At 65.3% G+C, this 22496-nt stretch carries 17 protein-coding genes; 12 read left to right on the forward strand and 5 right to left on the reverse strand.

Going from position 1 to position 22496, the window contains the following annotated elements:
• Window positions 1-12 precede the first annotated feature (12 nt).
• Complete coding sequence (locus tag ACOGJC_RS09085) at window positions 13-1506, forward strand: class I adenylate-forming enzyme family protein (protein ID WP_419844684.1); 1494 nt, start codon at window positions 13-15, stop codon at window positions 1504-1506.
• Here the strand turns inward: ACOGJC_RS09085 and ACOGJC_RS09090 are convergent.
• Window positions 1503-2699, reverse strand: a complete 1197-nt coding sequence (locus ACOGJC_RS09090; protein ID WP_419844685.1) for an acyl-CoA dehydrogenase family protein — start codon at window positions 2697-2699, stop codon at window positions 1503-1505. The two genes, ACOGJC_RS09085 and ACOGJC_RS09090, sit on opposite strands and share 4 nt — an antisense overlap.
• Window positions 2700-2878: 179 nt before the next feature.
• Between ACOGJC_RS09090 and ACOGJC_RS09095 the strand changes: the two genes are divergently transcribed.
• The 7 genes from ACOGJC_RS09095 to ACOGJC_RS09125 all read left to right on the forward strand — a co-directional run bounded on the left by ACOGJC_RS09095 (window position 2879) and on the right by ACOGJC_RS09125 (window position 8926).
• Complete coding sequence (locus ACOGJC_RS09095) at window positions 2879-3562, forward strand: hypothetical protein (protein WP_419844686.1); 684 nt, start codon at window positions 2879-2881, stop codon at window positions 3560-3562.
• Window positions 3563-3592: 30 nt separating this feature from the next.
• Complete coding sequence (locus ACOGJC_RS09100) at window positions 3593-4393, forward strand: SMP-30/gluconolactonase/LRE family protein (RefSeq protein WP_419844687.1); 801 nt, start codon at window positions 3593-3595, stop codon at window positions 4391-4393.
• 7 nt (window positions 4394-4400) lie between these two features.
• Window positions 4401-5618, forward strand: a complete 1218-nt coding sequence (locus ACOGJC_RS09105) for a CaiB/BaiF CoA transferase family protein (RefSeq protein ID WP_419844688.1) — start codon at window positions 4401-4403, stop codon at window positions 5616-5618.
• 76 nt (window positions 5619-5694) lie between these two features.
• A complete protein-coding gene (locus ACOGJC_RS09110; RefSeq protein WP_419844689.1) occupies window positions 5695-6633 on the forward strand; it encodes a TIGR03619 family F420-dependent LLM class oxidoreductase in 939 nt (312 codons plus the stop codon).
• Window positions 6634-6727: 94 nt separating this feature from the next.
• A complete protein-coding gene (locus ACOGJC_RS09115; protein WP_419844690.1) occupies window positions 6728-7186 on the forward strand; it encodes a VOC family protein in 459 nt (152 codons plus the stop codon).
• Entirely contained in the window at window positions 7183-8040 is an 858-nt protein-coding gene (locus tag ACOGJC_RS09120) for an SDR family NAD(P)-dependent oxidoreductase (RefSeq protein ID WP_419844691.1), read from the forward strand. The genes ACOGJC_RS09115 and ACOGJC_RS09120 overlap by 4 nt, the downstream gene beginning before the upstream one ends.
• A complete protein-coding gene (locus tag ACOGJC_RS09125) occupies window positions 8033-8926 on the forward strand; it encodes a MurR/RpiR family transcriptional regulator (protein WP_419844692.1) in 894 nt (297 codons plus the stop codon). The genes ACOGJC_RS09120 and ACOGJC_RS09125 overlap by 8 nt, the downstream gene beginning before the upstream one ends.
• A gap of 1 nt (window position 8927) precedes the next feature.
• Here ACOGJC_RS09125 and ACOGJC_RS09130 read toward each other — a convergent pair whose 3' ends face one another.
• Genes ACOGJC_RS09130 through ACOGJC_RS09140 form a run of 3 tightly spaced genes read right to left on the reverse strand, consistent with a single transcriptional unit; the run spans window position 8928 to window position 15012 of the window.
• Complete coding sequence (locus ACOGJC_RS09130) at window positions 8928-9740, reverse strand: tyrosine-protein phosphatase (protein WP_419844693.1); 813 nt, start codon at window positions 9738-9740, stop codon at window positions 8928-8930.
• A 20-nt stretch (window positions 9741-9760) separates the two neighbouring features.
• Window positions 9761-12787 carry an ABC transporter permease subunit gene (locus ACOGJC_RS09135; RefSeq protein WP_419844694.1) on the reverse strand — a complete coding sequence of 1009 codons (3027 nt, stop codon included), beginning with the start codon at window positions 12785-12787 and terminating at the stop codon, window positions 9761-9763.
• A 2-nt stretch (window positions 12788-12789) separates the two neighbouring features.
• Window positions 12790-15012 carry an MFS transporter gene (locus ACOGJC_RS09140; RefSeq protein ID WP_419844695.1) on the reverse strand — a complete coding sequence of 741 codons (2223 nt, stop codon included), beginning with the start codon at window positions 15010-15012 and terminating at the stop codon, window positions 12790-12792.
• A gap of 154 nt (window positions 15013-15166) precedes the next feature.
• On the opposite strand from ACOGJC_RS09140, the gene ACOGJC_RS09145 reads away from it, so the two are divergent.
• Both ACOGJC_RS09145 and ACOGJC_RS09150 read left to right on the forward strand, forming a co-directional pair.
• Entirely contained in the window at window positions 15167-16597 is a 1431-nt protein-coding gene (locus tag ACOGJC_RS09145; RefSeq protein ID WP_419844696.1) for a hypothetical protein, read from the forward strand.
• A complete protein-coding gene (locus ACOGJC_RS09150; RefSeq protein WP_419844697.1) occupies window positions 16597-17427 on the forward strand; it encodes a tyrosine-protein phosphatase in 831 nt (276 codons plus the stop codon). Before ACOGJC_RS09145 ends, ACOGJC_RS09150 begins: the two co-directional genes overlap by 1 nt.
• Before the next feature lie 4 nt (window positions 17428-17431).
• On the opposite strand, the gene ACOGJC_RS09155 is transcribed toward ACOGJC_RS09150, so the two are convergent.
• Window positions 17432-18631, reverse strand: a complete 1200-nt coding sequence (locus ACOGJC_RS09155) for a phytanoyl-CoA dioxygenase family protein (RefSeq protein ID WP_419844698.1) — start codon at window positions 18629-18631, stop codon at window positions 17432-17434.
• A 99-nt stretch (window positions 18632-18730) separates the two neighbouring features.
• Between ACOGJC_RS09155 and ACOGJC_RS09160 the strand changes: the two genes are divergently transcribed.
• Together ACOGJC_RS09160 and ACOGJC_RS09165 are read left to right on the forward strand one after the other, a co-directional pair.
• Complete coding sequence (locus ACOGJC_RS09160; protein ID WP_419844699.1) at window positions 18731-20251, forward strand: ABC transporter substrate-binding protein; 1521 nt, start codon at window positions 18731-18733, stop codon at window positions 20249-20251.
• Between the two features lie 43 nt (window positions 20252-20294).
• On the forward strand, window positions 20295-22496 hold the full coding sequence (locus ACOGJC_RS09165) for an ATP-binding protein (RefSeq protein WP_419844700.1): 2202 nt from the start codon (window positions 20295-20297) through the stop codon (window positions 22494-22496).

Consider the following 22496-nt stretch of genomic DNA (forward strand, 5'->3'; position numbering starts at 1 on the left):
CACACTCGGGAGATGTGGGCCGAAACCATCAGGGCGTCGGGAAGGCGGTTTTCTGACCGTCCCGCCCTGGTGGCGGAAGAGGGTTGGCCGGTCAGCTTCGCCCAGCTTGACCGCCTGACCGACGAGGTGGCCGTGGGTTTGGCTCGCCAGGGAGTGAGCCACGGGGAAGTGGTGGCCCTGTTGGTGCCGTCGTCGGTGGACTACATCGTGCTGTATGGGGCGCTGGCCAAGCTGGGAGCGATCACCGCCGGAGTGAGCAGCCGCCTGCCTGCCCCCGAACGGACCGTGCTGGTAAACGAGGTGGCCCAAGCCGACCGGGCCATCGCCACTGCTGCGATGGCCGATGGCAAGAAGCTCGACATCGACTTGATCGAAGTCGCTCTGGCCGACGGGCCGGGCTCGGTGTGCGCCGATCTGCGGGTGCGGGACGAGGCCCCGCCACCGCTGCCCCCGGACGGCGACCGGCCGGTGGCGGTGGTGTTCACGTCGGGCACCACCGGCGTGCCCAAGGGGGCGACGTTCACCAACCAGATCCTGGCCGACATCGCCATCGTGGACACCGGCAACGGCTGGGGGGAAGGCGGTGCCATCACCTCCAACACCCAGATGGCCCACATCGGGGTGATGGGCAAAGTGCCGGCCCAGTTCGCGGTGGGCACCACACTGCATGTGATCGACAAGTGGAGCGCAACCGCGGTGCTCGACGCCGTGTCCCGCTACCGGATGCCCGCGATAGGCGGGGTGGCTCCCCAGATCGCCCTCATGTTGCGCCACCCCGACTTCGACAAGTACGACTTCTCTTCGGTCAAGCTCGTGGTCACCGGCGGGGCGCCGTCGCCCCCCAATGTGATCGAGGAAGCTCGGCAGCGGTTCGAGGCCGACTGGACCCAGCGGTACGCCTGCACCGAGGTAGGGGGAATAGGCACCTTCACCTGGATCGACGCCCCCATGGAGGAGATGCTCTACACCGTGGGGCGACCCCGGCCCGGCATCAAGGTGGAAGTGCGCGACCTCGACAGCGATCTTTCCGTATCCCCAGGGACGGTGGGAGAAGTGTGCTTCCAGTCACCCACCGTGATGGCCGGGTACTGGCGCAATCCGGCCGCAACCGCCGAGGCACTGCGGGGCGGCTGGCTCCACACCGGAGACCAGGGCTGGATCGACGACACCGGCTGCCTGCGACTCGTGGGCCGCCGGGGAGAGGGCTTCCACCGAGGCGGCTACGTGGTGTTCCCGGTGGAGGCTGAGAAGGTGCTGGCCTGGCACCCCAAAGTGGCCGGCGTGTGCGTGGTGCCTCGGCCCGACGAGGTGATGGGCGCCGTGGGGGTAGCCGTGGTCATCCCCGCCGATCCCGCCAACCCGCCCACCCTGGAAGAGCTGCGAGCCTTCGGCCAGCAGCACATCGCCGACTACAAACTCCCCGAGCACCTCCGCCTAACCAACGCCTTCCCCCTAACCCCCATGTCCAAGATCGACAGAGGCGCTTTGGAGGCGGCCGAAACCTAACGCGGCTCCCTGGGCAAGCCCAAAACCCCTTCTCCGACAGCATTCTTCATTACCTCATCAGTGCCGCCACCGATGCGCATAGCACAGGCACCCAGCAGGAGTTGCTTCCACGCGTAGGTCCCCCACTCGCCGGTGTCAGCGCAAATGCGGGGGCCCAGCATGCGGGCAATCATCGACGCGGCCCAGTTCACCTGTCGGGCGGTGGCGTACTTGGTTGCCGCCGGGGCCAGCGGGGGTTGGCGGTTGGCGTTCCAGCCAACCAGCCGGTAGCCGGTATACAGGCGAGCCAGGTCTTGGCGCACCACCAGGTCGTCGGACAAGCCGAAGTGTTGGGCCAGTTGGAACACCTTCTCAGGAGCGGCCAGCCCCACCAAACCGCTGCCGCCGTATCCCGCCCCCCTCGATCCGATCGAGGCCCGCTCGGATTGCAATGAGATGCGAAACACCGACCAGCCGGCGTTGACATCGCCCACTCGACAACGGTCGCCGATGCGGGCATCGTCGAAAAAGACCTCATTGAACTCCGCCCCGCCGGTCATCTGCCGTAGAGGGCGAACGTCGGTGCCCGGAGTGTCGAGTGGGTAGATGAAGGCAGTGATGCCTTTGTGCTTGGGGGCATCGGTGTCGGTACGGGCCAGCAGCAGGCCGATGTCGGAGAAATGGGCCCGGGAACTCCACACCTTTTGTCCGTTGATCACCCACTCGTCGCCATCGGCGGTCGCCCGAGTGCTTAGCGAGGCCAAATCCGACCCAGCCCCTGGCTCGCTCAGCAACTGGCAGGCCAGGATCTCTCCCCGGAACAACCGGGCCAGATAACGCTCTTTCAGCCAATCGGAGCCGTGGGCCAAGATCGTGGGGGCCACCACCCCCAACGAGCTGCCGAACATGGTTTGCGAGGGCACCCGGTAGCCGGCCTCCAAATCGAGATAGGCCCGCTCGTACTCCGGACCGAGACCCCGTCCGCCGTACTCGGGCGGCCCGGCGATCCAGCCGAGCCCCGCCTCCCACATCTTGGCCCGCCACTGCTGGGCGGCCCTGACCGCCGCTTCCTCCTCTGCCGGGCTCTTCTCGGCATACACGGTGATCTCGTCAGAGCCGATTCCCCAGGTGAACTCGTCGCGCACAGCGCGCTCAGCGTTGGCGTCCAGGAACGCCCGAGCCTCGGCGGCGAACTCTGCCAGGGTGGGCGTCACACCACGAGTTTGGCCGTTGCATTTGCCCCAGGAAAAGGCCAGGCTCCGGCGAAGATTTCCTCAAACAGCATCCTTGCCCACTCAAGGAATGAGATGTAGTTTCAGATCAGGCAATATGAAGCGGGATCCGGCTCGTAGAGCCGGGCAGGAGAGACCGGGGGTTTGACATGTTGTCGTCGATGAATGCAATGCAGCGCGGAGGCGCATACATCTTGTTCGGAGGGGTGGTATCCGCCGTCGGCAGGGCGCTTAAGCCGGGAGTTCTCATCGACAGCGTGGACTGGAATGACCTCGACGGGCTGGTCGACGCGATGGCTGACAATGAGGTTCTCACCCATACCTCAGCGGTCTTGTACGCCTTCGGGTTGATGTTCGTCCTCACCGGACTCAACAGCATTCGGCACTTTGTAACCGACCAAGGCCTGGTGGGAGACATGGTTCGCGGTGGGACGCTGCTGGGCATGATCTCCCTCTTCGTCGTCGGTGTGATCGAGGGGTTTGACCACATGGCAGTCAGGGTGCTGGACGACGGCATCGGCGGCAATCCCGAAGAGTTGGCCGTGGCTATGCAATCGGTGAAGCTCGGGATCGTCTTGATTGCTTGGCCCATTCTCTACGCGTCAATCGGAATTGCGGGCCTGGGCGGCACACGCCTGCTGCCGGGAGGCCTCCACCAAGCCATACAGGGCATCGCTTCGCTGGTGATGTTGGCAACCGCAGTGCTCCTCCTGATGGCCGCGTCATTGGAGTCAAATGACTTCTGGAGCGTTGTCCAAACCATCACCGCCATCGTGTTGGCAATCTGGATCATTGCGTTGAGCCACGCGTCCTACAGCGGCAAGGTTTCCGCTTCGACTTCGTAGTCCACTAGCCACATCGGCAGTGTCTTGCCAGTGACGGTTGCTTCCGGGTTCTTTTTCCCCGAGGCGCCCCGCTGGCGGAACGGCCGACTGTGGTTCTCCGATGTCTTCGGTGGCCTGGTCTATTCCTGGGATCCTGAAACCGGCGATCTAACCGAGCGGGCCCTGGTGCCGGGGCGCCCGTCAGGGCTCGGCTGGACCCCCGACGGCGAGCTGCTGGTGGTGTCCACCACCGACCGCACGCTGCGCCGAGCCGACGGGACCATCGTCGCCGACCTCAACCCGGTGTCGGACTCCAAGATCAACGACATGGTGGTGGACTTCGACGGAACCGCGTACATCGGCAACGACGGGTTCGATCTGGAGGCCCGGGCCCCTGAGCAACCCGCCCAGATTCTGCGGGTCAGCCCCGACGGCGAGGTGATGGTGGCCGCCGATGGGCTGCGCTTCGCCAACGGCATGGTCATCACCCCTGACCGGCGGCTGGTCGTGGCCGAGACCTGGGGACGACGGCTGAGCTGGTTCGCGATGGGTGACGACGGCTCTTTGGGCGACCGGCAGGTGTTTGCCGAGCTGGAGGCCGGATCGCCCGACGGCATCTGCCTCGACCCCGATGGCCGGGTGTGGACTGCCGACCCCATGGGCCGTCGGGTGCTGTTACTGCGCGAAGGGGGCCAATTGGACCACGTCATCGAGTTCCCGGGCAGTCGACCCACCGCCTGTATGCTCGACGACTCCGGGAAGCGCTTGTACGTGTGCACCGCACCCAGCATCGACCCGGCCAAAGTCCAAGCCCGCCCCGGAGGCGAGATCGCGGCAATCGACTTGGAGTGATAGACCCATGGCCATGTCGTTGCCCCTTGATGGTGTCCATGTGCTGGAACTCGGCGAATACGCCTTCGTTCCTACCTGCGGGTCGGTGCTGGGAGAGTGGGGTGCCGAGGTGGTGAAGGTAGAGCGGCTGACCGGCGACCCCGGCCGGCGGGATATGCGCTCGGGCACCATGGGCGAGGTCGCCGGGTACAACTCCTCGTGGAACCAGTACAACCGCAACAAGCGGGTGGTGGCACTCGACATCACAAATCCTGCTGGGCGGGCCGCTCTCGACCGCCTCGTGTCGTGGGCCGATGTCTTCGTCACCAGCTTCCGCCCCCAGGCCCGGCGCAAGCTGCGCCTGGAGCCCGAGGACCTGTGGGCCGTCAACCCCACCCTGGTGTATGCCCGGGGCCACGGCCACGGGGTGCGGGGACCCGACGCCGAGGAGGGCGGATTCGACGCGGTGTCGTACTTCGCTCGCAGCGGCCTCAACTACATGCTCAGCCCCAATGACGGCCCGCCGGTGGGCCAGCGGGGAGCCATGGGCGACGGACCGTCGGGGCTGTCGCTGGCCGGAGGGATCGCGGCCGCCCTCTACCGCACGGCCCGCACCGGCCAGCCAATGGTGGTGGACGTGGCCCTGCTGGCCTTCGGGATGTTCCAGCTTTCGTCGGATCTGGCGTCGACGTCGGCCGACGGCGCCGACCCGCCCCGGCGCTCGGGTGGGGGCATGGCCAGCCCCAATCCGCTGACCGGCACCTACACCACCGCCGACGGCCGCCACATCCAGCCGGTCATGCTGGACATGGGCCGCTTCTGGGCCCAAATGTGCCGGGCGCTGGGGCTTGACGATATGGCGGTCGACCCGGACTACGAAGATGCCGCGGTCATCCTGGAGCGCAGCGGTGAGATACGAGAGATCTTCGCCGAGGCGTTTGCGTCCATGACGGTGGCCGAGGCCGAGGCCGCCCTCACCGCCGAAGGCTGCATCTACTCCAAAGTCGCCACCCCCTCCGAAGCCCTGGCCGACCCCCAGGCAGTGGCCAACGGCTACACCCAGCCCCACCCCGACCACCCCACCGCCCGCCTAGTGTCCTCCCCCGTTCAGTTCGACGAAACCCCCGGCCGCCTGGTCTGCACGCCCACTACCACCATCGGCGGTGACACCGGCGACATGCTGGCCGAGGTGGGTTTCGACCCCGAGGAGATCACCGCCCTCCGGGCCGCGAACGCGATCCACTGATCCACGAGGCTGTTGGCTGGCAACAAATGCTCTACGGCATGCCGGACACCAATCGAGAGGTGCTAAGCAAGGCCCTATGTCAGCGCTGATCTCCATCAACCTCCGCACGTTCGCCGCCGCCGACCCCGGTCCGGGGGGATGGCAACCCGTATTGGATCTGGCCAAGGCGGCCGACGACGCCGGGGTGGACAAAGTGGTGGTGAGCGATCACGTGGTGTTCGGCGAGAATCTGGAGGCCTACGGCCAAGCCGAGCTAGGGGGCATGGCCGGCGGCCGCCAGCCCACCGGGCCCGACGGCCACTGGCTGGAGCCCACCACCGTGCTGACGGCGCTGGGCGCCATTACCAGCAACCTCCGGCTGGGCAACAACATCTTGTTGGCTGCGCTGCGCCGCCCGGTGATCCTGGCCAAGTCGCTGGCCACCCTCGACGTGCTCACCGGCGGCCGGGTGGACCTCGGCGTGGGCGTCGGGTGGCAGGCCGAGGAGTATGTGGCCGCCGGGCTGGACTTCGCCGACCGGGGTCGCCAGCTCGACCACACCCTCGCGGTGTGCCAGGCCCTGTGGAGCTCTTGTCCGGCCGACTTCAGCGACGACCAGCTGGAGTTCTCCCGCATCTACATGCAACCCCAGCCGGTGCAGCCTGGCGGTGTGCCCATCTGGGTGAGCGGCACGGTCAACCCCCGGGCCATGCGCCGCCTGGCCCGGTTCGGCTCGGGATGGATCCCCTGGGGCGACGCCATGGCCGGCGACATGGCTGCCCACATCGGCCAGATGCGCGAGGCAGTGGCCGGCTATGACCGCGACCCGTCGGGGCTCGGCGTGGTCGGCACTCTGCCCATCGTGCGCACCGACGACGGCGTGGACCTCGCCGCCACCATGGACAGCGTTCCAGCAATGGTCGAAGCCGGTGTCACCGACTTCCGAGCCCACCTCCCCATCCCCTCCGACGCATCTGAAGCCCACGATTATCTGGCGGAGGTAGTAGCCGCCTTCCGCCCCGCCGCCGGCCGCTAGCCAACAGCTATAGGCCAAATCGAAAAGATTTCGTTTTTTCGAATAAATTGTGGAGTATTCTGCCGAAGCTGGTTTCTAGAGAGAGGACGCGAGCATGTCTGGAGCAGTCGGAGTGCGCCACTGGTCGCATGTGATCATTCATCCGGTGGACGTGGATGCGTCGCTGGAGTTCTACATCAAGCTGTTGGGCTACGAAGTTCTGTCCGATGAGAAGATCTCGGGACCGGGCCTGGACGCCATCGTGGGCCGAGAGGGCGTGCAGGGGCGAGTAGTGGTCGGGCTGGTCGGGGGCCAGAAGGTTGAGTTCGTCTATCTCGGCGACCCCGACGCGGGCGACCCCCAGAACAATGAGCGCGGCTTGCGGGGATTCACCGTCCGAGTCGCCGACATCAACGAGGCGGCGGATGCCTGCACCGCTCACGGTGTGCCGATTCTGAGCGGCCCGTCGGAGATCAAGGGGTTCTGGCAGTTCATGATCATGGACCCCGACGGCGTGGCGATTGAGATCTCCCAGCCTCCGGCCGGAGTTGAACTGTCTGGACCGCTGTCATGAGCGAGCAATCGTCCAGCCCCATTGCGCTGGTTACCGGGGGCAGCCGGGGAATCGGCCGAGCCAGCGCATTGGCCCTGGCCGAGGTGGGATACGACGTAGCCATAACCGCCCGAACTGTGCGGGAGGGTGAGGGAACGGTCGCCCAGCCAACCACGGATGCCGGCGGCGACGTGACCGTGCCCGGAAGCTTGGAGACGACCGCGGCCGAGATCGCTGAGCGAGGCCAACGGGCCCTGCCCATCACCATGGACCTCCTGTCGGCAGACTCGGTGCGAGCCGCAGCCGAAACGGCCCTCGATGAGTGGGGCAGAGTTGACGTCTTGGTAAACAACGCCATCTGGAGCGGCCCGGGCTTGCTCGACCCGGTAGGGATACTCGATCTCGAAGCCCTCGACACCGCCTTCACTGCCAATGTTCTGCGACAGGTTCTTCTGACCCAGCTCATCCTGCCCTCGATGATCGAGCAGGGATCGGGCCTCATCTTGAATCTCACATCGTCGGCAGGCCAGGTCGACGATCCCCCCTACCAGGTGGTCGAACTGAAAATGCTCGGCTATGCCCACTGCGCCTCCAAAGGCGCCTTCCACCGCATGGCACCGCTGCTGCAAGCCGAGCACGAGTCCGACGGGATCACCGCCATCAACATCGACCCCGGCTTCACCTGGACCGAGGCCATGGACGCGCTCGGATTGCACAACTTCGGCGGCGCGCCCCCCGAGGCCACCGGAACGGTGGTCGCCTGGCTGGCCGAGGACCTAGAAAGGACAGTCGAGTGGCGGGGCCGCACCCTGAACTCCCTGGAGCTGTGTGCCGAACTCGGCCTAGTTGAGGGGTGGCCACCCACTGATGGGTGATACTCCTCCAGCCCCCGACATCCCGCCGACGATTCATCTTCGGAGCCTGCTTCCCAGCTTGACCCCGAAGCTGGCCATCGTCGCCGAGGAGATCCTGGCCGATCCCGCATCGGTGGTCCGGCTCTCGGTGTCCGACCTGGCCCAGCGCACCGGAACTTCCATGTCGACCATCGTGCGGCTGTGCCAAGAGCTCGGGCTGCGCGGCTTCCAAGACCTCAAGCTCCGCCTTGCCGCCGAGGGAACGGCCACGGGGTTCGACGGGCCGGTAGATGTCGACGACCGGGAATCGGTGCTGTCCAAAGTTCTGTCCTCCACCGTGGATGCCATCAGCCACACCCAGCACACGCTGGACACATCCAGCTTCAACCAAGTCGCCGAGCTTGTCTTCAACGCCCGCACAATCATCTTCGTGGGCGCGGGGGCAAGCGCCGCGGTGGCTTTCGACGCCGCCTTCCGGTTCCGGACGCTTGGCCATCGAGCCGAGTTCCACTCCGACTCGCACATGCAGCTCACCGCCGCCCGCTTCCTCCGTCCGGGAGACATCGTGGTGGCCATCAGCCACTCGGGGTCCACCCGAGACACGCTCACCGCGGTGGAGGCAGCATCCAGCGCAGGGGCGCACACTGCGGCCATAACCACGTTCGCCCGCTCACCGCTGGCCCAGTCGGTTGACCACGCCCTGCTGGCAGGGGGAACCGAATCGGAGTTCCGGATTGCGGCAGTGTCCAGCCGAATCGCCCACTTGGCGGTCGTCGATGCGCTCTTTGTGGCTGTGGCCAGCTTGCGACCAGAGCGAGCCCGCGCCGCCCAAGAACTGTGGAGCGACATGATCGACGAACACCGGCTCAGCCCGCCGTGGGCAACGCGGCGTGAGCCGGGCGACTGATTCACTGAGTCAAAAAGAGCGCCCTCAACTCGTCGATTTCGGCTTGGGTCAACGACAGCTGATTCCGGGCGTAGCTGTCGATCCCCCCGAATTCACGGTCGATGATGTTGAGTGACTGCTCGATGAAAGCGGGCTTGGCCAATCCCAGAGCCAGCAGCACGTGGCGCGACTCCTCGGGGTACTCCGCAAGCCGGAGTTGAAAGGTGCTCGACTGATCGGTCAGCCGGTCGTTGGTGAGCATGTAGTCGTCGATGATCTTGCCGCGGTCAACCCCGAGGAGCGACAGGACAACCGCCGCCGCCACGCCGGTTCGGTCTTTGCCGCCCGCGCAGTGGAAGAGAACGGGAGGGCGGTTGATGATCGAGCGGATCAATTCGGCCATCACTGGTCCGCCGCTTTCGGTGACGTGCCGGTAGGAGTCGAGGAGGATCTCGTGGGCGAGATCGGTGGTGAGTTCGCCGCCCACCAGGAGCTCCATCACCTCTGCCGCCGTCTTGTCCCCGGGGGGAAACGGCGTGGACACCACCTCGGCGCCGCGGGGCAGCCGCGACGGTCGGGCTTCGGCTTCCTCGGGGTTGCGGAAGTCCACCACTGTTCTCACCGAGCGCTCCTCGAGCTCGGCCAAGTCCACCACGCTGAGATCGGCGAGGTCGTCAGAGCGGTAGGCAATGCCGTACCGCACCTGCTGGCCGGTTGGCGTGGTTATTCCACCCAGGTCCCGCACATTGAGGGCGCCGTCGAAGCGGAGAGTTCGCCGAAGATGGAGGGCCGTGTCTTCCGCTGCGGCGTCGGTGTTTGCGTGTGCTGGCTGCATGGTCCTCGTGATCGGTGTCTCTAGAGGTCGGATCGACCGATGGCCCGTTCGTCGGTGCCCAGATAGCTGGCAATAACGAGCGGGTCGGCCCGCACCTGGTCGGGGCTGCCTTCAGCGATGACCTGCCCGGCTTCCAAGCAATAGACATGATCGCTCACGCTCATGATCAGCGGCATGTCGTGCTCGATGATCAGCATCGAAGACTGGAGCTCGCGGTTGATGCTCACCAGCAGGGGGCCGAAGGCCTCGGCCTCGCGCTGGGCCACGCCGGCGGTGGGCTCGTCGAGGCACAGCAGGTGGGCATCAAGTGCGAGAAGGCCGCCGATCTCCACGATGCGCCGCGTCCCGGTGGAGAGGTCGCCCACATACGAGTCGCCGTATCGGCCCAAGCCGAGGAAGTCGATGATCTCATCAGCCACTGCTCTCTGCGCCCGGAAGATCCTGGCCGAAGGCGGCAGGCCCGTCGCGGTGGCCAGGATCGGGGTGCGCTCCCGGGCCTCGAGGGCTACTTGCACTGTTTCTCTCACGGTGAGCTCGGGGAACAGCGTCGCCCCCTGAAACGTGCGACCCAATCCGAGCAGGGCCCGGCGGTGGGGGGCGAGGCGGCTGATCTCCGTTCCATTGAGCTGCACCCGGCCGCCAGCCGGCACGAACCCCCCGACGGCGTTCATGAACGTCGACTTGCCCGCGCCGTTGGTGCCGATAAGCCCAACGATGCGGTTGTGGGGAATCAAAAGCGATGCGCCGCTCAAGGCCTGGTTTCCCCCGAACGACACGCTCAGGTTGTGAGTTTCGAGAACCGCCTGCCCAGTGTCGGCGCGAACCCGATGCGATGCCGGCAGCTGAACCGAGCCCCGGGCCCCCTTCGGCGGTGCCGACAGGCCGTATCGGTTCTCCGCCCATCTCAGCGCCGACGACCGCCACGAATAGAGGATCTGCACGAAGCCGCCGGGGAAGTACATCACCACCAGCAAGAGCCCGATACTGGAGGTGAACAGCGCCACCACGCTGCTGTCGTCGAACAGGGACGGAAGTCCCTCGATCCACAAGGCGCCGAGCACCGGTCCGAGTATCGTGCCAAGGCCCCCGATCACCACGATGCCAACCAGCCTGATTGAGTCGTCGACGGTGAAAAACCGCTCGGAAAGCGGGACGCTTTGGACCAGTCCGGCCAGCACTGCCCCGCCGAGGCCGACGATGCCACCAGCCAGTGCGAAGGCCGACAGCTTCATGCGAGTGGAGCTAACGGTATAGGCCGACGCCGCCTCCACGTTGTCTCGTATGGCAATGGTCCCCCGGCCGACGCCGGATCGGCGAAGCCGCGCCAACACGAAGAGGACAACAGTCAGGAGTACCAGGCAGAAGTAGTAATAGTTGCGCTGGCTGGCCAGGTTGATGCCGAACAGTTCGCCCCGCAGGAACGGGACGGTGCGGGCATTGCCGTCGGCGAAGATCGGTCGCCGGAAGATGTAGAGCGAGGCGGCCAAAGCCAGCACCAGGGTGGTGACGGCCAGCATGAGTCCCTGCACCCGAAGTGCGCCCACTCCCACCACCGCGGCCAGCAAAGCAGTAACCAGGGGCGCGATGAACACGGCCGACGCAAACGGTATGGGGTCGGCGTTGAAGTCGATGAACCAGAAGTCCATCTCGAGGCCGCGGGTCAACGCGGCAGCAGTCAGCGCGCCGATTCCGGCAAAGCTCATCTGGGCCAGCGAGACCTGCCCCGACCATCCGGTGATGACGGTGAGCGAACTGGCGCATAACGCAAAGGCCAGAACCGACGCGTAGGACAGGTTCCGGCTCGGCTGGGTGATGATGAGCGGCAGCACAATCAACGCCAGAAGCCCGACTCCGAACCCGATCCGGCTCATGTGGCGGATCCACCAGATTTGGTGAAGGTGGTTGGGTATCGCGGGAATCTTAGGGGTGAACGAGAACGACTCGGTCGACACTCGCTGGTGTCGCTGCATGGCCACTGCGCCCAACACGGCCAAGAGCAGCAGGAAATCGAACAGCCCCGGCTGGTCGAGGAAGTTGAACTGAATGGTGAACTCGATGATGCCGAGGTAGATGCCGGCCGCCATGGCCCGGGGAAATGAGGCCATGCCTGCGATTGCCGCGGCAACCAAGGCCCGGGCCAGCGTCGAGGGGCCGAGCCCGCCGAGACCGGACACGCTGCCGCTCTGGCCCGACAGCAAGACGATGGCAATCGTGGAGATGAGCCCGGCGAGCACCCACACGAATGTTGAGACGACCTTCGGGTTGACCCCCGCCAGCCGGGAGAGGTCGGTGTCCTCGGCCGCGGCGGCCACGTTCTTGCCGAACCATGTGCGGTTGAGAACCACATAGAGGCCGAGTGCGACGAGCGGCACCGCCACGAGGATGGTGAGTTGTGCCCCGGAAATGCGAATCCCCTTGGGCTCTCCGTCGCCGGAGACCAGCGCGAGCACCCCAATGGTCACCGCCAACCCGACCACCCACGTCCTCAGCCACACGCTCCGCCGGGTGGACCGGGCCTCTGGGGGACGAAGCGCCAGCAGACCCCAGCCGACTGCGGCGATCACCGCCGGGGCAGCCAGCACCGTCCAGAGCTGGACCTCGCTCACCCCCAGTGCTTCGAAGGGCCGCCAACTGGCCGAGGTCACCACCGGATAGCGCCGAATTCCCTGTACGTCGAGCTCGGGGTACGTCAGCGGGATCACCTGGCAGAGCTGGGCGACCCCCACCGTGGCCACCAGCAAGATGACCCTGGGCGCTCGGAACAACCGCCGGATGACGGTGAGCTCGACGATTCCTCCGAATATCGCGCCCATCACCAGAACCAAGGCGACGGCCACCCAGAACGGGAATTTGTATTGGAGCACGAGCAGCGGCAACAGCACGCCGCCGATCAGCCCCATGTTCCCGACTGCGAAGTTGATCACCTTGGTCGATCGAAACGTGAGCACGATCCCCATCGCCAACAGCCCGATGACGATGCCCGTAACCGCGCCGTTGAACATCACTTGGGGGTTGATTCGGCTGGCGGCGAGAACGGCCGAGAGCATCGCTAGCCGCCCTCTTCTCCCAGGAACACCGCCCGGGCAATGTCGTCGCGCTCGGCCAACTCGGCGGTTCGCCCTTCGAACTTCACCTCGCCCTTCTCCAAGAACACCGCTCGCTCGGCAATGGACAGCGCCACGTTCAAAGACTGCTCGACGATGATCATGGTCTGGCCCGTCTCCTTCAATGTCTCGACCAACTCGAGAAGCTCAGCCACCACCCCCGGCGCCAGCCCGAGCGACAGCTCGTCGATGAGCAGGATCTCGGGCTGGTGGAGCATCACCCGGGCCAGGGCCAGCATCTGCTGCTGGCCGCCGGACAGGTCGCCGGCCAACTCCTGTTGCCGGTTCTTCAGCATGGGGAACAGCTCGTACACGTAGTCGAGCCTCTGCTCCAGGGCAGCCCGATCCTGGCGGTAGTGGCCGGCGCCCACCAGGATGTTGTCGGCGATCGCCATCGACCGAAACACCCCGCCCCCGCCGGGGAGCATCTGGATGCCCATGGCCACTCGCTGCTCTGGAGTGGCGAAGGTGATGGTGCGGCCGTTGAAGCGGACGATGCCCCTCTCCGGCGTGTTCAATCCGGTGACCACCCTGAGAGCTGTCGACTTGCCCGCTCCGTTGGTTCCCAACAGGGCCAGGGTCTCGCCCTGTTGCACCTCGAAGCTGAGGTCGAACAGCACTTGCACTTGGCCATAGCTGAAGTCGATGTTGTGGAGTTGCAGCGCGGGTATGGTGGCGCCCGGCTCGGCCCGGCGCTGCTGTTCTTCCTCTTCTTCTTTGAGCTCGGACACCACCAGCGACAAGTCCCGCCGCATCCGGCTCGCCCCCCGCATGATGTAGAAGGCGCCGAGGGGCATGGCGATCACCGTGATCGTGATGATCGTGGGCCGCTCCCCGATCTCGTCTTGCAAGAGGGAGGCGAGGAGACCACCGCCCACCGCGCCGATGGCGAACATGAAGAACAAGATGATGGCCATCCCCATGCCGCGGAGGCGATAGGGAAGCACCGTTTGCACGGCGGGTCCGATCATCGAGAACGACGCCCCCAGAAGCGTCCCGTTCACCACCGCCCAAACCACGAACAGATAGACGTTGGGCATGAAGTACTGGATGGGCACCGTTACCGTCAGCGGGAACAGCAGTGAGCCGAGAATGCGCAGAGCCCGGTTGGGATCGCGTTTGAACGTCTGGTCGAACCGCTTGCCGATGAACGGCAGGAACAGCAGCAGGCCAAAGGCGGTCGGAGATATGGCCAACCCCCGCTCAAAGGCGTCCAAGCCGAACTCCTCCTCCAAGAAGAAGCTCTCAATGGAACTGGCCGGAAAGAGCGCGAAGCCCAGCGCTGCCAGCGCGATGGTCATGTACCGGATGGTGTCGATACGCCAGATCCGGGCGAATGCGGCTTCCACGGATATCTCGATGTCGTCGTCGGTATCGAGGCCCTTGCCGAGAACCTCGCGCTTTTCCCATTGGCCCCGCTCGGGTTCGGGCAGGCGCAGGGCATAGAACCCCATAACCGCTATGGGGATGCTGAGAACCAGATAGGCCCAGCGCCATCCCTCATCGCCCCCGGCAACAGTGGCCACCGCGCCTACCAGGATCGGGCTGATCGTTCCGGCGACGCGGGAAATGCTCTTTTCCAAGGCGTACATGCGGCCCCGGATGGCAATCGGGTAGGCATCGGCCAGCAACGTAGGGTGGATGGTGAGGCTGTTGGCCTTGGCCATGCCGGCGCCGAAGCGCAGCCAGAACAGCATGAATGCGCTCACCGCCAGCCCGGTGGCGAAGGAGAAGAACGAGAACACGATGGTGGCGATGGCCACGATGGGGGTTCGCCGCATGCGGTCGGCCAGCCAGCCCATGGGGGCGGCGCCAAGCACCAAGAAGGCAGCCGCCGCCACCGAGATGAAGGTGATAGTGCCGTCGGAGACGTCGAATGTCTCGGCAATGTCGGGGCCCAAAACGCTGAGCGCGGCACTCTCCAGTTCGTCGAAAGCTTCGATGGCGGTCAAGGTGCCAAAGGTGATCATCCCGCCCCGGCGGAGGCCGTCCCGCAGGCCCATCTCCTCAACGCCAACGCCGGGCAGCGCGGCATCCTCATACACCACATCTCGCTTTGCAGCCTGCGCGGCGTACAGCCGAGCTTCTTCGTTGTCAAGGATGGTGGAGCTCAGAAGGGAGGCGGCATCCTGATTCGGGTTGTCTGGGGCATTCCCTTCGACGGCCACGACAGATGGTTAGCACCTAAATCCGCATCGCGAAAGACAGACTTTCGATTTTTGTCTACACTCATCGAAAATATTGCGAAATTCGGGTGGACCACAACGAGGAGTCGCCGTCTTTCGCTACGTTGTGACCACCGCTGTGACTTTGGAGGCTCAAATGTCCAAACGGCTTCTTGGAGTGCTCGTCGCTCTTTCGCTCATATTCACCGCCTGTGGCGGCGACTCAGATTCCGACTCTTCCGACGACACTCCGGCCGCGCCGGCCACTAGCGCGCCCGAACCCGACGACGACGAGTCGGCCCCCGCGCCTGAGCCCGACGACGAGGAACCAGCCCCCGAACCCGAAGCCGACGAGTCGGCCCCCGCGCCTGAGCCCGACGACGAGGAACCAGCCCCCGAACCCGAGCCCGAGGCGACTCCAGTGCCGCTGACCGCCTCATTCCGAGGGGTGACCGAAACAGAGATCCGCATCGGCATGACCTCCCTCGATGCCGAGATGTTCGGATTCGACCAGGGCGACCTGGCCTCCAAGTGGCAGGTGGCTGTGGACGCGGTGAACGCCGCCGGCGGAATCAACGGCCGGATGCTCGTTCCCTACATTGATGTCCTCAACGTCATCGGAACAGTGGAGGCCGACGCCACCTGCGTGAAGTTCGTGGAAGACAAGATGGTCTTCGCCTTCGTCGGTTGGCTTCGCGAGGACAACGAGCTCTGCTACACCGAGCGCAACAACACCATCGCCGTCAACGGCAACGATGTGACACCGGAGGCCATCAACCGCTCCAATGGCCTGCTCTTCGCCACCGAGGCCACCAAGTTGGGAATCCAGCTTAACTTGATCGCCGCCGCCGCGGCCGACGGGCTCATCGATGGCAAGCGCGTCCACTTCAGCATCTTGGCCAGCGAAGACTCTCTCACCGACCCCCTCATCGAATCGCTGGAGGCTCACGGCGCCACCATCACCTCGGTGAGCAGGGTGACCGCGGTTGACGACGTGCAGGCCGCCGAGGCCAACCACGACGTGATCGTCCAGCGGATCGCCGATGAGGATCCTGATTTGGTGTATTCGCTGGAGCCTGCGCTCATGTCTGGGGCCATGATCAGGGCGGGGATCGACATCCCGCAGATCACCAGCGAGTCTGACGAAGACCTCTACCTGAACTTGGGCGTCGATCCCACCGCCATCCAGCTTCACGTGTACGCACCGGAGCAGATTAAGACGTACTGGGACCGGGGGGACGATCCCCTGATCATTGAGTGCGTGGACAATTACAACAACGCTCAGATCACCGACGAGGACGGGAATGTCGAACAGGTCAACGTGACCGAAGATCCCAGCCAGCCCATCAACCTCAGTCTGGTGGTCAGGGCCTGTCAGACGGTCTGGCTGTTCGCCGCCATTGCCACCGCCGCTGGCCCCAACCTCACCAACGAGACATTCCTGGAGGCGGCGGCCAACCTCGGGTCGATCGACCTGCCGGGCATGTCTGCGGCTTCAATGAGCGAGGGCAAGATAGGCGCCGACGACTCCCCGCTGGTCAAAGTGATCTGGGATCCAGAAAAAGAGGAGTTCGTGTCGGCCGGCTGATGGGCATCGACGTCTTCAAACAGCTCGTTCCCGTTGGGGGCACCAAAAACCTGCGCGACCTCGGTGGCCTGCGAACCGCCGAGGGCCGCGTGGTTCGCAGCGGAGTCCTCTTCCGCTCCGACACCCTCCACGAAGCCGATAGCGACGACCTGGCCCGGCTCGGCTTGGCCTGCGTGGTCGATTTCCGCAGCGAGGCGGAGGTGGAGCGCCGTCCCGACCGACTCGATGGCCTCGCCGTGCGCTGGGTGAATCTGCCCATCGACAACCCCCGAAGCTCGACTGCGCTTGTTGGGGGCCGAGAGGAGCAACAGGATCTGTCCGAGTTCAGGGCGGACATCATCCATCACTGGCTCAACCAGGACTTCGACGCCGTGCTCAAGCTGACCGGCGAGTTGGGCCTCGACATCGCCGGCGACCGGGTGAAGCGGTATGTGAGCTTCGCTGTTGACTTCGCTCCGGTGTTCGCGGGGTTCTTCGCCGAGTTGGTGGCGGTTGCCGGACGGCCCCTGCTCTTCCACTGCGAGGGCGGTACCGACCGCACCGGCGCCGCCACCGCGATGCTGCTCGGCGTTCTCGGTGCGGACCGCGAGACGGTGGTGGAGGACTACCTGGCCACCAACACTGTGGTGGCCGACGAACTGGAAGAGCAGCGCCGGCTGGCCCCCGAATCACTTTGGCCGATTATGGGCGCCCACGAATCGCAGATCCACGCGTTTTTGGATCACATCGAGAATGAGCTCGGTGGTATTGATAGCTACGCCCGCTCCCACCTCAAGCTCACCGACGAGACCATCGCCCAGCTCAGATCGACTTATCTCCTCCCGGCATAGCCGTTCAGTGCGTGGCCCGGCGGTGGCGGTGGGCAACTAGTTGAGCGGCGAGCTCGTCAGGGGGTGTCTTGTTGGCTAGGGCCTCCCGCACCAGATCCTGCTGTGACGGGGGCGTGAGGCCGCCAATGGGCACGTCGCGGTCGAGGTTGGTGGGAAAGGCGTAGCCCTCGGCGCTGGCCGCCACCGCGCAGGAGATGACCGCGGGGTCGAGCCCCTCTTCCTGGCGACGCAACAGCACCGGGTAGATGGCGTTAACGATGCGCTCCCGGTCCACGGCCTCGGTGGCCCGACCCATGGCCGAGGAGATCTGCAACAGATTGGCCATCCGCCTCACGTCGGAAGTGCGGTTGTGGCCGCCGGCGTGGAACACCGCCGGACTGAAGAACACCAGGTCGCCCTTGTCGAGCTCGATCTGCACGTGGTGCTCGGCGAAGTACTCGATCAGCTCGGGCCGCCGCCACGCCAGATAGCCGAGCTCGTACTTATGGGAGTGGGGCAACAGCATGGTGGCCCCCGTCTCCGGCGGCATGTGACAGTGGGCCACGCCCCCTTGCAGGGTCAGCAGCGGCGACAGTCGATGCACATGGATGGGGTACCGCTCGGCCACGTCATCGGTCATGAAGCCCACGTGGTAGTCCCGGTGGGGCATCTGCGCCGCGCCGCCGGGGTTGATGGCGTTCACTTGAGCGGTGATCTGGTATCCAGGGCCGAGCCAGGCCAATGAGGCCAAATCGATCATATCGCTTCCGTGGTAGTCCACGAAGGTCTCGGGGTCGGCCACGGCTAGCTTTTCCAGCGCGTTCCACAGTCGGTCGTTGGCGCCGGGCTCGGCGTAGTGGTCGCCTCCGCCGGTGCCGGCCTCGCGCTCGTCGGCGATGATCTGCTCGAACACTTCCGAGGCCCGGTCGACCACCGCAGGGTCAATGGCTCCGGAGATCACGATCACCCCCGGCCCATCGTGAAGCGCCCGAGTCAGCTCGACACGAACGGCCGCGGCATGGTCGAGATCGCTCAGGACACGGCGTAGATCCTCGGCGCGGTAGACCAGCGCCCGGTCGACCACCTCGTCGGCCAACGGATAGTCGTCGAGGGCCATCTCAACCTCCACAATCGAGCGCAGATCGTGCAGGTCGAACCCCTCACGGCTGGTGACCGCAGCGTCCCCTGCGGTCGCTCGGCCACCGTCGAGAGAGGTGCTGGTCATGGCTGTGAAAACCTCATATCCGCTTTCTGGCAACGGTACTCCACGTCTGTTAGCGTCGCCGCGAGAGTCGTCTACCGGCGAGCCCGGAGGGGGAATCCGATGAGTCACATCAAGTGGCGTACTGTCATTTTCGCGTTAATTGCGCTGTTTGCCCTGTTCGCGACATCTTGTAGCACCTCAGAGGATGCCGACGAGCCCCAGGTTGCGGAACCGGAGGCCACCGCCGCCCCCGAACCGGCCGACGAGTCCGAGCCAGCTCCCGAGCCCGAACCGGCCGACGAGCCCGCGGATGAGCCGGCCGACGAACCAGAGCCGGCCGATGAGCCAGCGGACGAACCCGAACCCGCCGACGAGCCCGAACCGGCTCCCGAGCCCGAGCCCGAACCGACGGCCGAACCCACGCCGATACCGGTCCCCGAGGGATCCACAGTGGGCATCACCGACGACACCATCAAGGTCGGCATCTTGCGCAGCGACAGCAAGTCGCTCGAAGAGGCGGGCATCCTCCCCGATACCGGTGATATCCCTCGCAACTACGTGGTCTTTGCCGACCAGGTCAACGACCGAGGAGGCGCAGGAGGGCGCAACATCGAGATCGTGTTCCACCAGTACCCGCCGGGGGCGTCGGCCACCGACCAGCAAGCCGCCTGCATCGCCGCCACCGAGGACGACCAGGTGGCCATCGTCCACTTCGTGGGCGGCGTAACCGCCGAGACCGTGCTGTGCGCCACCGAGGGCCATGAGCGGATCGCCTACATGCTGTCGGGCATCTTGCCCCAGGAGATCTACAACCGATCCAACGGGCGGCTGTTCTCCCAGGCCATGACTACCGAACGTCTGATGGGCGCGTGGCCCACCATGGTCGAAGCCCAAGGCTTGCTTGAAGGACGCACGCTGGGCCTCATGCGGGGCGACATCGGCGAGCACGAGGTGGCCGCTGGTGTGCTGGAGGCCGCCCTGGCCGATGCCGGCTACGAACTCGCCGACCAAGTGGCCCTGCCCTGCCAAGGCACTTCTTGCTCTCAGGTGGACATCGGATTGGAGCGCATGCAGGCGGCCGGAGTGGACACCGTGTTCTCCCTGGTACCCCCCTCGCCGTTCGGGATCGCGGTGTTCTTGGCCGCTCAGTCGGGCCTGGACCTTCAGTGGCTGGTCAGCGATATTGAGAACCTGGTGTTCGACTCAGTAGCCCAGGCGGTGTATGGCCGAGGTCCCGATCCCACCCTCTTCTACGGCTTGTACGGCTTGACCTACGGCCTCGACCGGCTGAGCCCCGACGAGCACACCATCGAATGCAATGCTGTGTTCACCGAGGAAACCGGCATTTCCTACGACATCGTCGAGAACAAGGACGCCTGGAGCGCCGTGGGCAGCACCTGCCTGTTCATTAAGAACCTGGAAGCGGCGGCCAACTGGTCTCAGGACACTTACGGCACTGTGAACCAGACCACACTCATCCAGGGCTTCGAGACGCTCACCGACTACAGGCTCGGCGACGTCACCGGCTCTTGGAGCGCCACCAAGCACGACGCTCCCGACGGGGTAACGCTCAAGGAGTACAGCGGCGACTGCGCTTGCTGGGTCGAGATCGACGGCGCCCGGATGATGCTCGACCAGTAGCCGAGCTTCATCGGACTGACGGTGCCTGGAGCCATCTGAAGGGATGACCGAATCCCCACGGTCGGAGACCCCGGCGGACCTGGTCGCCAGGGTCTTCGACGAAGAGGAGCGCCGCCAACAAGAGATCGCCGCCGCGGAGGCCGCTCAGCGCAGCCCAGAGGGCAGCTTCGACGCTGAACAGCTCACCTTGCGCCAAGGCCTGCGCCGGGGAGGAAAGGGGCTGATCGGGTTCATTGGCCTGCTCGGTTTCGTGGAGACGCTGGAGACGTCGGCGTTCGCGGTGATCGCCCCCGACATCCAGAAATCGCTCGGCGTGTCCGACGGGACTATCGGCGCCATCGGGGGCGCCTTCGGCATTTTGTTCCTGCTGGGCTCCATTCCCCTGAGCTCGTTGGCCGACCGAATGCCCCGCAAGCTGGTGGTGGGCGCAGCGATGTCGCTGTGGTCGGTGGTGGTGATGGTGACCAGCGCCATCTCCAATGCGTTCTTGCTGTTCATCGCCCGGATGGGCGCCGGGCTGGGGCAGTCGTACTACATTCCGGTAGCCGGGCCCATGCTGATGGACGGCTACCCGATTGGGGCCCGGGCCAAAGTCTTCGCTCTTAACGGCTGGTTCCAAATGGCTGGCCAAGCTCTGGGCCCGCTGGTGGCTGGCCTGGTCGTGTTGATCGCCACTGGCGACGAGGGCTGGCGATGGGTGTTCCTCACCATGGGAATCATGGGCATTCCCTTGGCCATCAGCGCCTTCTTTGTGCGCGAGCCCCGACGGGGCAGCCACGAGATGCAGGCCGTGCTCGGAGCGGAACTGGAGGAGTCCGAAGACGAACTGCCCATCTCGCTGTCGGTGGCATTCGAACGGCTCAAGAAGATCAAGTCGTTCTACTACTACCTCACCGGCATGGCGGCCATCGGCTTCGCCATATTCACCACCATCATCTTCATCAACCTCCATCTGGAGGACCACTTCGAGCTGAGCGCGTTCGAGCGGGGCATATTCGGGTCGCTGACCGTGCTGCCCGGTTTCGTGGGCGCCGCGGTGTCGGGCAAGCGGGCTGACGCCCTGTTCAAGGAGCACCCCTCCCGGGCCATGGTCTTCATCGGCGTTCTCGTCGTCACCTTCGGCGCTATCCAGGTGGTGGGGATATGGATGCCCACCGTCTTGTTGCTCGGGATATTCCTGGGCGTCTCCAATGCCTTTGCCCGGGCCGCCTTCGCCATCTTGCCCGGTGTGATCGCCTCGGTCATCCCCTACCGGCTCAGGTCACGGGGCACCGCGCTGGTGGGCATCTACATGTTCTTGTTCGGGGCGTTTCTGGGCGCGGTGATCACCGGCATGCTGAGCGACGTCCACGGCGAGCAGACCGCGCTCACCGTTGTGATCTTGCCCGCCACCCTGGTGGGGGGATCGCTCATGGCTTATGGCTCCCGGTTCATCGAGGGCGACATCGCATTGGTCATCGAGGAATTGCAGGAAGAGCAAGACGAGGCCGAGCGCCTGAAGGCGGCCGAAGCGGCCGACATTCCCGTGCTCCAAGTGCGCAATCTGGACTTTTCCTACGGCAAGGTGCAGGTGCTGTTCGACATCGGCTTCGAAGTGCGCCAGGGGGAGTCGCTGGCCCTGCTGGGTACCAACGGGGCGGGCAAGTCGACAGTGCTGAGAGTGGTGAGCGGACTGGGGGTGCCCCAGCGAGGCGTGGTCCGGCTCCACGGTCGCACCATCACCTACGCCGACCCGGGGATGCGGGCCAAGATCGGGATCGTGCAGTTGGCCGGGGGCAAGGCCATTTTCCCCGGCTTGTCGGTGGAGGAGAACCTGCGCATGGCCGGGTTCCGCTACGGCCACGCCGAGCTCGAACCGCGCTTGGAGCGGGCCTACGACCTGTTCCCGGTTGTGGCCGAGCGCCGGTCTGCCGTGGCCGGCGATTTCTCCGGCGGGCAGCAGCAGATGCTGTCGCTGGCCATGGCGCTCATGCACGACCCGGAGATCTTGATGATCGACGAGCTGTCGCTCGGCTTGGCCCCGGTCACCGTGCAGTCGCTGTTGGAAGTGGTGGAGCGGCTCCGAGAAGACGGGCAGACCATGATCATCGTGGAGCAGTCGCTGAACGTGGCCCTGGCGGTGGCCGATCGGGCCATCTTCTTGGAGAAGGGCCAGATCAGATTTGAGGGGCCGGCCCAAGAACTGGCCGAGCGCGACGACCTAGCCCGAGCGGTCTTCTTGGGACAGTCGGGATCGGGCGGCTGA

The sequence above is a fragment of the Candidatus Poriferisocius sp. genome, from assembly GCF_965204015.1.
Classification (GTDB): domain Bacteria; phylum Actinomycetota; class Acidimicrobiia; order Acidimicrobiales; family Bin134; genus Poriferisocius.

Excerpts from the sequence above, each read along its gene's own strand:
- ACOGJC_RS09120 (WP_419844691.1), top strand. The coding sequence starts at position 7,183 with ATGAGCGAGCAATCGTCCAGCCCCATTGCGCTGGTTACCGGGGGCAGC.
- ACOGJC_RS09155 (WP_419844698.1), bottom strand. The coding sequence starts at position 18,631 with ATGACCAGCACCTCTCTCGACGGTGGCCGAGCGACCGCAGGGGACGCT.
- ACOGJC_RS09135 (WP_419844694.1), bottom strand. The coding sequence starts at position 12,787 with ATGCTCTCGGCCGTTCTCGCCGCCAGCCGAATCAACCCCCAAGTGATG.
- ACOGJC_RS09130 (WP_419844693.1), bottom strand. The coding sequence starts at position 9,740 with ATGCAGCCAGCACACGCAAACACCGACGCCGCAGCGGAAGACACGGCC.
- ACOGJC_RS09095 (WP_419844686.1), top strand. The coding sequence starts at position 2,879 with ATGAATGCAATGCAGCGCGGAGGCGCATACATCTTGTTCGGAGGGGTG.
- ACOGJC_RS09160 (WP_419844699.1), top strand. The coding sequence starts at position 18,731 with ATGAGTCACATCAAGTGGCGTACTGTCATTTTCGCGTTAATTGCGCTG.
- ACOGJC_RS09150 (WP_419844697.1), top strand. The coding sequence starts at position 16,597 with ATGGGCATCGACGTCTTCAAACAGCTCGTTCCCGTTGGGGGCACCAAA.
- ACOGJC_RS09165 (WP_419844700.1), top strand. The coding sequence starts at position 20,295 with ATGACCGAATCCCCACGGTCGGAGACCCCGGCGGACCTGGTCGCCAGG.
- ACOGJC_RS09145 (WP_419844696.1), top strand. The coding sequence starts at position 15,167 with ATGTCCAAACGGCTTCTTGGAGTGCTCGTCGCTCTTTCGCTCATATTC.
- ACOGJC_RS09115 (WP_419844690.1), top strand. The coding sequence starts at position 6,728 with ATGTCTGGAGCAGTCGGAGTGCGCCACTGGTCGCATGTGATCATTCAT.
- ACOGJC_RS09085 (WP_419844684.1), top strand. The coding sequence starts at position 13 with ATGTGGGCCGAAACCATCAGGGCGTCGGGAAGGCGGTTTTCTGACCGT.
- ACOGJC_RS09110 (WP_419844689.1), top strand. The coding sequence starts at position 5,695 with ATGTCAGCGCTGATCTCCATCAACCTCCGCACGTTCGCCGCCGCCGAC.
- ACOGJC_RS09105 (WP_419844688.1), top strand. The coding sequence starts at position 4,401 with ATGGCCATGTCGTTGCCCCTTGATGGTGTCCATGTGCTGGAACTCGGC.
- ACOGJC_RS09125 (WP_419844692.1), top strand. The coding sequence starts at position 8,033 with ATGGGTGATACTCCTCCAGCCCCCGACATCCCGCCGACGATTCATCTT.